This window comes from Psychrobacter sp. AT9 (genome assembly GCF_047272965.1).
GTDB classification, from domain to species: domain Bacteria; phylum Pseudomonadota; class Gammaproteobacteria; order Pseudomonadales; family Moraxellaceae; genus Psychrobacter; species Psychrobacter glaciei.
The window spans coordinates 455,428-469,572 of the sequence record NZ_JBKOTW010000001.1; the positions used below are offsets into that span (position 1 = coordinate 455,428).

The 14,145-nt window shown below is 43.6% G+C and carries 13 protein-coding genes; 9 read left to right on the forward strand and 4 right to left on the reverse strand.

Annotated elements, in window-relative coordinates; all coding sequences use genetic code 11:
* Positions 1-84 precede the first annotated feature (84 nt).
* The 4 genes from ACMFL8_RS01895 (at position 85) to ACMFL8_RS01910 (ending at position 4,844) form a co-directional block, all read left to right on the forward strand.
* Complete coding sequence (locus ACMFL8_RS01895) at positions 85-588, forward strand: chorismate--pyruvate lyase family protein (protein ID WP_189582882.1); 504 nt, start codon at positions 85-87, stop codon at positions 586-588.
* Positions 589-745: 157 nt separating this feature from the next.
* Positions 746-1,204 carry a hypothetical protein gene (locus ACMFL8_RS01900; RefSeq protein ID WP_413189942.1) on the forward strand — a complete coding sequence of 153 codons (459 nt, stop codon included), beginning with the start codon at positions 746-748 and terminating at the stop codon, positions 1,202-1,204.
* Positions 1,205-1,647: 443 nt separating this feature from the next.
* Positions 1,648-2,904 carry a serine hydroxymethyltransferase gene (gene glyA, locus ACMFL8_RS01905; protein WP_413189943.1) on the forward strand — a complete coding sequence of 419 codons (1,257 nt, stop codon included), beginning with the start codon at positions 1,648-1,650 and terminating at the stop codon, positions 2,902-2,904.
* Between the two features lie 401 nt (positions 2,905-3,305).
* The gene (locus ACMFL8_RS01910; RefSeq protein WP_194620785.1) at positions 3,306-4,844 is read left to right on the forward strand and encodes an alanine/glycine:cation symporter family protein; all 1,539 of its coding nucleotides are present in this window, start codon (positions 3,306-3,308) and stop codon (positions 4,842-4,844) included.
* A 135-nt stretch (positions 4,845-4,979) separates the two neighbouring features.
* Here ACMFL8_RS01910 and gltS read toward each other — a convergent pair whose 3' ends face one another.
* The 4 genes from gltS to ACMFL8_RS01930 form a co-directional block, all read right to left on the reverse strand.
* The gene (gltS, locus tag ACMFL8_RS01915; protein ID WP_194620786.1) at positions 4,980-6,254 is read right to left on the reverse strand and encodes a sodium/glutamate symporter; all 1,275 of its coding nucleotides are present in this window, start codon (positions 6,252-6,254) and stop codon (positions 4,980-4,982) included.
* Positions 6,255-6,372: 118 nt separating this feature from the next.
* Positions 6,373-6,732: a barstar family protein gene (locus ACMFL8_RS01920; RefSeq protein ID WP_194620787.1), complete on the reverse strand. Its 360-nt coding sequence runs from the start codon at positions 6,730-6,732 to the stop codon at positions 6,373-6,375.
* 1 nt (position 6,733) lies between these two features.
* Positions 6,734-7,513, reverse strand: a complete 780-nt coding sequence (locus ACMFL8_RS01925) for a ribonuclease domain-containing protein (RefSeq protein ID WP_413189944.1) — start codon at positions 7,511-7,513, stop codon at positions 6,734-6,736.
* A gap of 156 nt (positions 7,514-7,669) precedes the next feature.
* A complete protein-coding gene (locus tag ACMFL8_RS01930; RefSeq protein ID WP_010201865.1) occupies positions 7,670-8,971 on the reverse strand; it encodes a glutamate-5-semialdehyde dehydrogenase in 1,302 nt (433 codons plus the stop codon).
* Positions 8,972-9,363: 392 nt separating this feature from the next.
* On the opposite strand from ACMFL8_RS01930, the gene ACMFL8_RS01935 reads away from it, so the two are divergent.
* The 5 genes from ACMFL8_RS01935 (at position 9,364) to ACMFL8_RS01955 (ending at position 13,921) form a co-directional block, all read left to right on the forward strand.
* Positions 9,364-9,660 (forward strand): hypothetical protein, encoded by a 297-nt coding sequence (locus tag ACMFL8_RS01935; RefSeq protein ID WP_413189945.1) that lies wholly within the window; start codon positions 9,364-9,366, stop codon positions 9,658-9,660.
* A gap of 337 nt (positions 9,661-9,997) precedes the next feature.
* Complete coding sequence (locus tag ACMFL8_RS01940) at positions 9,998-10,798, forward strand: ABC transporter ATP-binding protein (RefSeq protein WP_010201862.1); 801 nt, start codon at positions 9,998-10,000, stop codon at positions 10,796-10,798.
* A 274-nt stretch (positions 10,799-11,072) separates the two neighbouring features.
* Positions 11,073-11,873 (forward strand): transporter substrate-binding domain-containing protein, encoded by an 801-nt coding sequence (locus ACMFL8_RS01945; RefSeq protein ID WP_413189946.1) that lies wholly within the window; start codon positions 11,073-11,075, stop codon positions 11,871-11,873.
* Between the two features lie 103 nt (positions 11,874-11,976).
* Complete coding sequence (locus tag ACMFL8_RS01950; protein ID WP_413189947.1) at positions 11,977-12,915, forward strand: transporter substrate-binding domain-containing protein; 939 nt, start codon at positions 11,977-11,979, stop codon at positions 12,913-12,915.
* Positions 12,916-12,988: 73 nt separating this feature from the next.
* The gene (locus tag ACMFL8_RS01955) at positions 12,989-13,921 is read left to right on the forward strand and encodes an ABC transporter substrate-binding protein (RefSeq protein ID WP_413189948.1); all 933 of its coding nucleotides are present in this window, start codon (positions 12,989-12,991) and stop codon (positions 13,919-13,921) included.
* The last annotated feature ends 224 nt before the right edge of the window (positions 13,922-14,145 follow it).

The following is a 14,145-nucleotide window of genomic DNA, read 5'->3' on the forward strand; positions in this document are numbered from 1 at the left end:
GAATATTGACTTTTATTAATGTCGCTTTATTAACAGACACTCGCAGCCGTTTATTTTCTAAATTCTCACTATTAGCCGTTAACTATGTCCAGTAACTCTTATGCTTGTCCTGCCACTTTTATCCCGCCCTCTGAGCTACTGCCTTGGCTCAATGCCGAAGGCTCTCTCACTGCCGTATTAGAAAAAAGAGCAGGGCAGCCATTACGTGTAGAACGCAGTTTTGAGGGCTTTCGACCCTTAACGTTGCAACAAAAAAGACAACTAGGGCTACAAGGCTCAATGCTGAATCGTCCATTACTGGCGTGGATACGTGAAGTACAGTTATATGGTAATGATGAGCAGCCGTGGGTAGAAGCGCAAAGTATCTTTCCTTTATCGACTCTAAAAGGCAACGCGCGGCGGCTGCAACAGCTAAAAGGCACGCCCATCGGCTATGTTTTATTTAAACGTCGTCGCACTCTACCCAATCAGCGTTTTATCAGCCATACCGATGCTGGCTGGCAACGACAAACGCGTTATGATTGGTATGGGCGCACGCTAATGATTAGCGAAACCTTTTTGCCAGCATTCTTAGCCAATGACGCATAGCAAATTGGAATGGCTATGAAAATGACAAGTGACGCATGATAAATAAAAAGATAAATTGGCACTATTATTGAATTAACAGTTGTTCGGTAATTTAAGAATATGGTATAAATACATTCGGGTAACATTTTTATACTTTTCTTAACATCAGGAACTTCTTATGAGTTTATTAAAGCCGTTGCTATCTGTATCGTCAAAATCTATGGTCTTGCTAGCGGTCAGCACGTCATTGCTTGCTTTATCTGTTAACGCAAACGCTGGTTTTTTGGATAGTATTTATGAGGTGCAAAACACCATCAGCTCAATTGGTAGAACGGCCGATACCATCAGAGGTAGCAAACAGGCGGTGTCTGACTTAGGCGAAGAAGTAGGCTTTACAGAAACAGTGGCTCAAAACACTCAGAGCAATACGGGAAAGCTGGTTTCTGGTTCTATATTGTCTGGCAAATTACAAAGTACCAGACTGCATTCACAGGCCAATAAAGCTTCAAACCCAATCGCTATCTTATCTCAGCAAGAAATTATGATTTACATGGGCACTGAACAAAATGGCTACTATCATGTACAAAGTAATAAAGGTGAAGGTTGGGTTTCTAAGCCATTGGTCAGCATCCAATAGTTCATTAGCGCCATGCTTTAATTAAATGCATATGGCTGTAGATTAAAAAATAGATTTGAAAACAGTCATCTTCGGGTGGCTATTTATCTGTGTTATATGACCATTTAATTCACTCATCTTAAGGTGAGATTTTTTGCGCTCGCAGCATGAAATTTCATGTTACACTTAGTCTAAAGCGATGATAGCGATACCCACTCGTATCTTATTTATTGCCGAACTGGATAAGCCAATGACAGACCGATTTCCTCGCTTACTCCTATTAATCTTCGCTAATACAGCCAATCTAAAATAATTCTAATACTGGTAAACTGCGCACAAAAGTGCCAATGTACTTTAAGCGATGTTGGCGCAGTAATGGTTTTATTGCGGGTAGGCTATAGCTTATTTTCAATGACGTTTTTTAATAACGTCTTTTAACGAAAGTCACTACCTAGGACATCACTATGTTTAAAGATATTTCTATCAAAGAGTTTGATCCAGTACTTGCTGAAGCGATGGCTGCAGAAAGCGTTCGTCAAGAAAATCATATCGAATTGATTGCTTCTGAAAACTACTGCTCACAAGCAGTGATGGAAGCGCAAGGTACTGACCTTACTAACAAGTACGCAGAAGGCTATCCTGGCAAGCGTTACTATGGTGGTTGTGAGCATGTTGATGTCGTTGAACAATTGGCCATTGATCGTGCAAAAGAGTTGTTCGGCGCTGAGTACGTCAACGTTCAACCGCATTCTGGTAGCCAAGCAAACTCTGCGGTATTTTTAGCGTTGCTAGAAGCAAATGACACGGTACTTGGCATGAGCTTAGATGCTGGTGGTCACTTGACGCATGGCGCACACATTAACTTCTCAGGTCTGAACTACAATGCCGTACAGTACGGATTGGTAGATGGTACTGGTCTGATTGATTATGACCAAGTAGAGAGCTTAGCGCGTGAGCACAAGCCAAAAATGATTATTGCTGGTTTTTCAGCGTATTCGCAAGTGGTCGATTGGGCACGTTTCCGCGAAATCGCTGATGAAGTAGGCGCTTACTTATTGGTCGATATGGCACACGTTGCTGGTCTTATCGCTGGTGGTGTTTACCCAAGCCCAGTACCGTTCGCTGATGTCGTGACGACCACCACACACAAAACTCTACGTGGCCCACGTTCCGGTATGATTTTGGCTCGTGATGAAGTGCTAGCTAAGAAACTAAACTCAGCCGTATTCCCTGGCAACCAAGGTGGCCCGTTGATGCATGTCATCGCGGCAAAAGCAGTTTGCTTTAAAGAAGCGTTAGAAGACAACTTCAAAACGTACCAGCAGCAAGTCGTGAAAAACGCACAAGCAATGGCAAAAGTCATTCAAGAGCGTGGCTATGAAATCATCTCTGGTGGTACTGAAAATCATCTCATGCTGATCAGCTTGGTTAAGCAAGAAATGACGGGTAAAGAAGCCGATAAATGGCTTGGCGAAGCTCACATCACTGTGAACAAAAACGCTGTACCAAACGATCCAAAATCACCATTCGTGACGTCTGGTATTCGTATCGGTACACCAGCCATTACTACTCGCGGCTTCAACGAAGCGCAAGCGGGTAATTTGGCAGGTTGGATTTGCGATGTGTTAGACAGCCGTGGTGATGAAGCGGTTGCGACTGAAGTACGCGGTAAAGTAGAGGCGATCTGTGCAGAATTGCCAGTCTATGCTAAAAATCAGTAAACTTTAGAATGGTAATAAGAAAAACCGCTAAGCTTTTGCTTAGCGGTTTTTTTGTTATTGCTTTCTACAAGTCTTAGATCATTTAACGCAAACCTGTGTTGATATTGTCATTTAGCTCTTTTAATTATATTTAAGTCTGTTATTTATACTAAAAAATACTACCGACATTTTTCGATAATTATAGTGATCTTGACTGAGTTCGGCTATCAGCTTTAAAGCGCTAAGTTGATGTTTAATTGAGAAAAATGTGTAAATGTTTTTGTTTATACAAAAGTATTAGTATATAGTCGGCATTGAACATTTAGTAATAATACTGATACAAAGTACAATAAATAATTACACTTTGTACCAGTATCGCTGTAAATAATTGTATAAATATTATTTTCACTAAAGGGATTTACATGAAAAAACAATATTTAGTCGCAACGATGCTATTACTTAGCACTACTCTTGCGCAAGCAGCAGAACAACAATCAGGTCTAGCAGCATTTGGAGCAGGTCTCGATGGCTTTATGGCCAGTATATTTGGCTGGTTCGTCGATCTTATTTTCTTTTCAGTACCTCTTGGCGAAGTAAGCTTTCCGCTAATTGTAGGTTGGTTATTAGTTGCCGCATTGGTCTTTACCTTTTATTTTGGCTTTATTCAGTTTCGTCATATAGGCTTGTCTTTAGATATTGTCAGAGGCAAATATACTGATCCAAACCCTGCTGTCAAAGAAGAAGGCGAGGTCAGCCATTTTCAAGCACTAGCTACTGCTTTGTCAGGTACGGTTGGTCTCGGTAATATTGCAGGTGTCGGTGCAGCACTCGCTATTGGTGGACCTGGTGCTACCTTTTGGATGATTATGGTTGGTCTGTTCGGTATGGCGACCAAGTTTGTAGAGTGTACGTTAGGTGTTAAATACCGTACTATCCTGCCTTCTGGTGCCGTATCAGGCGGACCTATGTACTACTTGAGCCGCGGTATGGCTGAACGTGGTATGGGTGGATTGGGTAAGGTGTTAGCCGTCGGTTTTGCCCTTATGTGTATATTGGCCACTTTTGGTGCTGGTAACATGTTTCAGGGTAACCAAGCCTTTGCAGTCATGAGCTCTACTTTTAGCATTCCAACGGATTACAGTATATTCTTTGGTATTGGCTTAGCGTTTTTAGTCGGTATGGTTATCATTGGTGGTATGCCGCGCATTGCAACCGTTACCGAAAAAGTCGTACCTTTTATGGCTTTATTGTATATCACAATGAGTGTCATCGTACTGGTTGCAAACTTTAATCATATCGGCGCCGCATTTGGCGAGATTTTCACAGGTGCCTTCACTGGTGCTGGCGTGGCTGGTGGTTTTATTGGTGCGTTAATCCAAGGGTTAAAACGTGCGACTTTCTCTAACGAAGCGGGTGTTGGTTCAGCCGCTATTGCTCACTCAGCGGTAAAAACCAAAGAACCTGCTACTGAAGGTTTAGTAGCGCTGTTAGAGCCTTTCATTGATACGGTTGTTATCTGTACTATGACGGCGCTCGTTATTACTATCTCTGGCGTGAACACTGTTGCAAACTTGCAAACCCAAGCGCTCACTGGTGTGGATCTAACCCGTGCTGCCTTTATGGAAACGGCGCCTATCTTCCAGTATTTCCTAGCTGTCGCGGTATTATTGTTTGCTTTTTCAACGATGATCTCATGGTCATATTATGGTCTAAAAGCTTGGACGTATCTCTTTGGTGAAGGTAAAGGCGGCGAGATGATATACAAACTTATCTTCTTAGTTTTCGTTGTTATCGGTACCATCGTACAGTTTAGCTTCGTTATCGACTTCTCAGATGCGGCTCTGTTCGCTATGGCGATCTTTAACATCATCGGTCTATACTTCTTGATGCCAATTGTGAAAAGAGAGGTTAATTCTTTCATAGCTCGTGTGAAAAGTGGTGAAATTAAAAAGTACAAATAATGGTTTTGATGGAACACTCTATTATAACTTGATAATTAAAAAAGCCCGCCAAGATTAGTTTTGGCGGGCTTTTCGATGTCTAGCATTCGTTATTTGCTAGATAGCTATTAAATTTTGATCTGTGACAGCATCAGCCTACATAAACGGCAACTTTGTAAATATCTGCAATACCGTCGCATTGACAATATCAACAAAGAAAGCACCAACCATTGGCACGATTAGAAAGGCTTTAGGCGAAGGCAGATAGCGGTCAGTGACTGCCTGCATATTCGCAATCGCTGTGGGTGTTGCACCCATACCAAAACCGCAATGTCCCGCTGACAAAACAGCCGCATCATAGTTTTTACCCATGACTTTAAAGGTAATAAAATAGACATAAATAATCATGATGACTGTCTGCACCAACAAGATAATCAATACAGGGCCGGCTAGATCAGTCAATTGCCATAGCTTCAAAGACAGCAGCGCCATGGCTAAAAATAGACTCAAAGAGGCATTACCGAACACATCAATCGAACGGTCAAACATATCAAAATTGAAGACCATCGTTAGCACATTTCGAATGATAACGCCGCCTGCCAATGCCCATACGAAAGTAGGCAACTCAAACCATGTACCCTCTGCTACCAGTGTCATCACTTCTGCAAAAGCCAATGCCGCAGCAAAGAGCGCTAATGTTTCGATAGTAGAAGACGCAGTGATAAAGCGCATGCTATCTGGTCTCTCAAAGATTTCTTTATCACTGTGCGCGTTATCCTCGTCATGCTTGGTACTATATAACGACTGCGCGCCCGCGACTTTTTCAATATCACTAGGGTGTGGGTTGGCAGGTGTGGGCTTTAGTCCAAGTCGATTAATTAAACGACGGGCAACAGGGCCACCGACGATACCACCTGCGACCAAACCATAAGTAGCAACAGCAATACCAAGCGTTGTCGCACCGACCACGCCGTAGTCTTCTTCTAAAGTAATGCCCCAAGCACCTGCCGTACCATGCCCACCAGTCAAGGCGATAGAGCCGGTGACTAGACCGAGCAGAGGATCAAGCCCCAAGGCACTTGCCATTGCCACGCCAACGATATCTTGTAAAATGATGAAGACGGAGACTACGACAGTGAAAATTAATAAGGGCGTACCACCGGCTTTTAGCCTGCCAAAATCAGCACTTAAGCCAATAGATGCAAAGAACATCAGCATGGTCGCCGTCTGTAATCCTTGGTGAAAATTGAAACTATACCCCCAAACCATATTGAGAATATAGACGATAATAGCAGCGACCAAACCACCGGCAACCGGTTCGGGAATATTAAAATCTTCTAAAAACTTGACTCTCTTCACCAAAAATCGGCCAAGTAGCAGCACCAAGGTGGCTAATATCAATGTGTAATAACCGTTTAAGGTAATCTCCATAGGTTAATCCTTTCTATAAAATAAATTAACCTGAATTCGGGATAAATATGGCTTTATCTCGAATTCAGGTTTCTATGATTACGACTAATTATCGGTGACTATCAGCTACGCTCAGTGATTAGAGTTCGTCCTCAGATGGCACAATGATCCACAGTTGTGGTTTGCCAAATTCTCTATAGGCATCCTCAATGATGCTCTTAAAGACATTGAAATCTTCGGTATTTATCCTTTTTATCACCGTCAAATCAAGCATTAAATGCACCACCTCGCTATCTGTCAAGCAGTCCCACGCGCTGTCCCAGTTGTGCGAAAAATAACTGGGGAAGTCACAGGCGCGGGCTAGACTCATTAATAGCGTGGTTTTATCCAGTGCGTCACCCACGGGTATGGTAACAGCCTCAGTAGGAATGACCGCATGTAGTGCTGTACCGTTTTGGTTAATGTGGTTTTGATTAACATAGTGGATGGCTTCACTCATTTTAATTCACCTCCAATTTTCTAAAGCTATCATAATGGTCGACCGTCAAGTAATAAACGGTAGGTGGATAGTCTCCGGTAACGATACGCCGCGCGCCGCGATGTGACATATTAGGGGTAGGTACGGTGTATTCACGGTAATAGCCTTGCGACTGCGCGGGTAATCTGCCCTCACGATTATAAAACGTCGTGCCATCTTTATTCGGATAAGGAAAAGGCCCACCTTGCTGAATGAGCGCTACCGTCCTATCTATCTGAGCATCACCCGTTACGCCAGAGTTGGTTGCTGGGCTTGAGCTTTTAGATGCCGATATGGTCGTCGACTCAACACCATCAGCAAAGAAAGTGGATTTTAAGTCACCAAAGAAATAAAACGCGACGGCGATAATAGCGATGAGGCTAAATAGGGTAGAGCCTAAGCTTCTCCTATTTTGATTACCGCTTTGATTACTGCGATTTGAGACGCGACTGCTGTGATTTGAGCTACGACTGTTGTGCTGGCTATTTCGTTTGGCATTATTAGGCCTGTGCTTGGGCACATTTGACGCAGTGTCATTGTCAGTGTCTGGTTCAATACTCAGTGAAGATGACGTGACTTCAGTGGCTCGTAATTGGTCTTTATCATTACGTACACTATTGAAATAGACGCTTTGACCGACGGTTATCGGCTGTGACAATCGAACTTTACTGACATGAAAAAACACATCCTCATTTTGATCGTCTACATCGATAAAGCCATAGCCTTTATCTTGGTTCCAGTGCTTAATCTTGCCACTTTGCATGGGTCAGTTTTCCTGTAGATTATTTGTATACAAAATAACGGGTATGCAGCATATATAACATATTGTCATTCATAAAAAAACGCCAGCAATTAAGCTGACGTTTTTTTTGATTATACGTTAAGTTAAACGGTAGATGATAGGGTGGGACGCAATAAGCTAAGCGCGTGTCTCACCATGACCATAAACGATCCATTTTTGTGAAGTCAGACCTTCGAGACCGACAGGGCCACGCGCATGGATTTTGTCCGTTGAGATACCAATCTCAGCACCCAGACCGTATTCGAATCCATCAGCAAAACGGCTAGAGGCGTTAATCATGACGCTGGCAGAATCCACTTCGCGGATGAAGCGTTGCGACTTGGTATAGTTATCAGTAATGATGACATCGGTATGATGGCTGCCATGGGTATTGATATGTTCGATGGCTTCGTCAATACCTGACAAGACTTTTACCGCCAAGATAGGGGCTAAATATTCGGTATCCCAGTCTTCAGCAGTTGCGGCAGATAGATGGCCTTTGAGCGCAGCATTGTCATTCAAGATGGCTTGCGACTTGTCATCAAGGCGTAGTTGCATGGCATCATCGGCTTGAACGATGGCTTCAGCAATTTTTGGTAATAGCTCACCCGCGACTGATTCATCGACCAATAGTGTCTCCATGGTATTACAAGTGCCATAGCGATGCGTTTTGGCATTGACGCTGACTTTGATAGCAATCTCAGGATCGGCATCACTGTCAATAAAGGTGTGGCAGTTACCGTCCAAATGCTTAATCACAGGGACTTTGGCATCACGGCTGATACGCTCAATCAAACCTTTACCGCCGCGTGGGACGATGACATCGACATATTCTGTCATCGTAATCAGCTCGCCGACAGCAGCACGATCGGTCGTTTGTAATACTTGCACACTGTGCTCAGACAGTCCGACTTTTTTTAGACCTTCTAAGATACATTTGGCGATTGCTTGGTTGGATTCAAAAGCTTCAGAGCCACCGCGCAAGATAATCGCATTGCCTGATTTTAAGGCTAAAGAGGCGGCTTCCAGCGTTACGTTAGGACGCGACTCATAAATCATACCGACCACGCCGAGCGGTACACGCATTTTGCCCAAATGAATACCCGATGGTTGGTAAGTCATGTCAGTGACTTCGCCGATAGGATCAGGTAGCGCCGATACGTCTTTTAGACCTTGTAGCATACCATCGAAGCGCGCATCGTTTAGCTCTAGACGGTCAAGTAGGGCGGCGTCTAAGTCGTTCTTTCGACCGTTGTCCATATCGATTTTATTGGCAGACAAAATATCTTTTTTCGCCTCTAGCAATACATCATAGATTGACATAAGGGCGGTATTTTTGTCGCTCGTATTGGCTGCTGCGAGAGCACGTGATGCCGCGCGTGCTTGCTTACCAACAGATTGCATATAAGTGGTAACGTCTGTGATGTTTGATTGACTCATAAATTTTTCCTTATAGTGATACATGTTCTAAATAAATAAAAGCGCCTAAAGAGGCGAAAATTTGGCAAAAAAAGCAGCTTTGGATGCCCATATGGCATTATGCTATTTAACATAGAGGAGATTGAGGCGATAGTAAAGATGATTTTGTGAACAGAGCCTGCTTTACAAAGCGCTTATGAGGGCTTATCTGATGCTGTTTTGTTTGTCTTATTCTGCGTTTCTTATTGGATAACTGTTATCAATACACCACTCTATCTTTACGTGTCTTTAACAGAAATGTGCTGTAAATACTAAGGTAGCCGTGATGTATCGTCAGTATAGTAAGCACTAAGACAGTAACGCTATCGATAGATAGTGTTGAATCAAAAGACCATAGGTAATGGAGAATTGACATGGCTACTAAACAATATGCATATAAAAACTGGCTGACGGTTGGGCTGGTCGCAGGAGCACTGGCGTTAAGTGCTTGCGGTAAAAAAGATGAGTCACCAATGGAGACTGAACCGGCAGTAGATGCACAAACAGCAGTAGAGGAGAGCGCGACTGCAAGTAGCTCTGATGATATTGCCATTGCAAGTGCCGATGATGGCATGGCTGTTGGTGCAAATGATGATGTGGCAGTAGCAACCGCAGATGATTCAGAAGTGTTGGATGGTACTGAAAGCTCAGAGCATGTTTCAACGTACTAATCGCAGGCTATCAATAAACACTATTAATAGACACTATTTAAGATGCGATGTTACCATCAGATAAAACAACGCCTAGTACACTAAAGTGATAAAATAAAGCTCAGCACCTAAATGCGGTCTGGGCTTTTTTTGTGCCAGCAGTCCATTGAATGATTCATGAGCTAATGCTGCGCAAAGTTTGCGTTTTCTCTGCATTATAGGAGACAATACCTCTCTTATGGTGTCTTAGCCATCGCGCTATCCTATTAAGGTGGTATGTAAGGCATTGCTTTATACTCTATACGATGCTGTTTTTTATTTTCGTTCTCACTCATATATATTGGAAGCCTGCTGAACCATGCTTGATACTGCAAAAAACCCGACTCGTCCTATCGCCTTAGATCTACAAGACGTCCATAAAAGCTATGGCTCATTGGCAGTGCTAAAAGGGGTGTCGCTCACTGCCTATGATGGTGATGTGATCTCTATTTTGGGCTCTTCTGGCTCTGGAAAATCTACCTTATTGCGCTGTATTAATTTGCTTGAAAAGCCCAATCAAGGTCGTATTATCATCGGTAATGAAGAGCTGATGTTAAAGCCTGGCAAATCAGGTGAGCTACAAGCCTCAGATATCAAGCAACTGGAGAGTTTGCGTGCGCGTGTGGGCTTCGTCTTTCAGAACTTCAACTTGTGGCCGCACAAAACGATTTTGCAAAACATCATCGAAGGGCCAACGCAAGTTTTAAAAATTAAAAAAGATCAAGCAATCAGTGATGCCGAGCAGCTGCTTGATAAAGTGGGTTTGCTTGATAAAAAAGATGCTTACCCTGCTAATCTATCTGGTGGTCAGCGTCAACGTGTCGCCATTGCCCGTGCTCTTGCTATGCAGCCACGGGTATTGTTATTTGATGAGCCAACGTCCGCCTTAGACCCTGAGCTAGTGAATGAAGTGCTGGCAGTCATGCGTGAGTTGGCAGAAGAAGGGCGCACGATGCTGATCGTCACTCATGAGATGCGTTTTGCCCGCGAAGTGTCTAGCCAAGTCGTATTCTTACATCAAGGAGTCGTTGAGGAGATGGGCACGCCCGAACAAATCTTTGATAATCCTACCTCTGAGCGTGTCAAAGACTTTATGGCATCGCATCGTCAAAACAGTTAGCCGCTTATTGTGGACTATCTTTTATGACATATAGCTTAAGCCACTCAACTTTCTGATTGGTAATTGTCGTTAGCTATTTATTACCCAATAATAACAGTCGGTATGCAAAACGTTTGTTTTTGATATTTTACTCAGGTATTATCAAAAGGCTTACAGACGGTCAATAATGACGGCTGCTTGTATCTTCTGCTATCTATATTTCTTGTCTGGCAGGGAAGTCAGAGAACAAAATATCAGAGCCCTACATTAAAACCCATTAGAATTTAAGGAATGTATGATGTCTAATTCTCGCCTATTATGGTCATCGATGACCGTCACTGCAGCATTAATGCTGAGTGCTTGTAGTCAGCCTGCCGATGAAACGGCTGGTGCCAACGCTGATGCACCCGCGGCAGAAACGGCTGGCAAGACCATTCGTATCGCAACTGAAGGCGCTTACCCTCCTTTTAACTATACCAATGCCGATGGCACGTTGGCAGGTTTTGATATCGACGTTGCTAATGCCTTATGTGACCAAATGCAGGCCAAATGCGAAATCGTTGCCCAAGATTGGGACGGTATTATTCCGGGTCTATTGGCACAAAAATATGATGCTGTGGTCGCTGGTATGTCTATCACTGCTGAGCGTCAAGAAAAAGTTGATTTCAGTGAGCCTTACTTCGCCAATACCATGGTATGGCTAACCGATACCAAAGGCAGCTTTGATCCTACGTCGATCAAAAGCCTAACGCTGGGCGGTCAACGTTCAACGACGCCTGGTGCATATCTACAAGATAATTATGAAGGCAAAGATGGCAACACCGTTAAGCTTTATGATAATTATGACAATGCCTATTTGGATCTAAAATCTGGACGTAGTGATGCAGTATTGGCTGAAAAAGTCTCAGCCAAATCATGGTTAGCAGACAACCCAGAAGGTTTCGGCATCGTTGGTGACGAAATTGACAATGACGATAATATTGCCATTGCCGTCCGTAAGGACGACCCACTCAGAGACGACTTCAACAAAGCGCTGAGCGAAATCCGTAGTAACGGTGAGCTGGCACGTCTTGAGCAAATCAACTTCGGTCAGTAAGCGTTGATAAATGAGCTTGCAAGAAAGTGCGTTGATTAATCAGTATCGATCAACGAGTAGTGGGTTAATACACGGCTGGTAACTATATTAAGGAACAATAGGTATGACAATTTCAATGACATCATTAATGACTAAGAAAGCTTTGTGGCTTGCGCCGCTAAGCGCAGCAATGCTAATGCTGGCAGGGTGTAATAACAGCTCAGCACCAGCAGACAGTGCCGAAGCGGATGCAGCGAGCGACACCCCTTTGAATATCAAAATCGCGACCGAATCAAGCTATAAGCCTTTTAGCTATACAGATGCCGATGGCAAACTGATTGGCTATGAGATTGAGTTGGTTGACGCATTATGTGCACAAATGAAAGCAGAATGTGAAGTTATCTCGCAAGATTGGGATGGTCTGATTCCAGGACTGAACGCACAGAAGTTTGATGCAACCATCGCTGGTATGTCAATCACCCCTGAACGCAAAGAAGTCGTAGAATTTAGCGACCCTTATTTTCACAGTGGCATCATCTTAATCGGTAAAAAAGGTGACGATATCAGCGTAGAAGGTCTCGAAGGTCAGCCAGTCGCTTCACAGCGTTCAACGGTTGCCTCGCAATATCTGCAAGATGAGCATGACAATGCTGATATCAAGCTTTATGACACTCAAGACAATGCCTATCTGGATCTGACCTCAGGTCGTGTGCGCGCGATGATGTCGGATAAAGTAACGGGTATCGACTGGTTGAAAACTGAAGCAGGTAAAGACTACGAAGTCAAAGGCCAAGAAATCAGCACCAACGATGATGCCATGGGTATTGCCTTCCGTAAAGGTGATCCATTAGTTGCCAAGTTTAACGCAGCGTTGGCCGAGCTAAAAGCCAATGGCACCTATGATCAAATCACTGGCAGTTATTTTGGCACCAGCACTACGGCTGCCGCGCAAAAAACGACTGCTACTGGCAGTGTTAAGCAAGTAGTCGTCGTTGACGAAGGTAATGTCGATGCCAATGCGATGATTGCTGAAGAAGAGCAAACAGAAGCCGCGACCAACTAAAACAAGGCTTGCCTGTATCAGGCAAGCCTTGTTTTACGAAGTTGTTTCTCTAATATAAAAATCAAGGATGATCATGAGCAACTATCTTGTTCCAGCCAGCAGTATGACTTGTGCCCCAGTCAAAAAACTGGCAACGACCAGCCGCTGGTCAATGTCGCTGCTGGGCATGGTATCGGTCTTTATGTTAGCGGGTTGTAGCAATAGTCAAGATAGTGCTGATGATAGCAATTCAGAAGCTACCGAGGCCACCGCTGCCGATACAAAAGAAATATTACGTATTGGTACTGAAGGCGCGTATGCCCCTTTTAACTATACCAATGCAGATGGCACACTGGGTGGTTTCGATGTAGATATAGCAAATGCTATCTGCGACGATATGAAAGTCACTTGCGAGATTGTCGCTCAAGATTGGGATGGTATTATTCCTGGCCTCAAGGCCGGTAAATATGATGCCATCGTCGCGGCGATGTCGGTGACACCTGAGCGTGAGCAGCAAGTGAGTTTTACGGATCCTTACTTTAGTAATGCTTTGGTTTTTTTGGCTAAAAAAGACAGTAGCTTTAATCCGAGCAATAGCGATGATATCAATGCGCACTCTATTGCCGCGCAGCGCTCGACCATCTCATCACAGTGGTTAGAGGATACCTATCCAAAAGCCAATATGAAGCTCTATGATACCTTGAGTAATGCGTTCTTAGACTTAGGTTCAGGTCGCGTCGATGCGATGATATCTGACAAACTGCCAGCCATAGAATGGCTCAGCTCACCATCAGGCAGTAGCTATGTGCTAAAAGGTGAAGAAATTGATATCAATGATAATTTTGCCATAGCCGTACGCCCAGGCGATCCGCTACAAGCGAAATTCAATGAATCATTAGCCAATCTAAAAGCCAACGGTACTTACGACAAAATCAATCAAAAATACTTTACTGTATCAGCCGCCAGCACCAGTGCAGCGACAGTAGAAAACACTGAGCAACCAGCAGCAGATAGCACAGCGCAATAACCATTTGCTATCATGGTGCTATTCGCTATTGCAGTATGAATAACGAGGACATCGCCATCATGGTAATGTCCTTTTTTATTTTTTGGCGAAGTGCCTTATGTTTTTTATACCGTTATTTGAGTGTTATTAAGACATCCTGTTGTTTAAATGGTTATCGACTGTCAACTTTGGTCAAATCTCGCTTATTTTTCTTCTTCTTGCAGGGATAAGTAGCTATTTAGAGC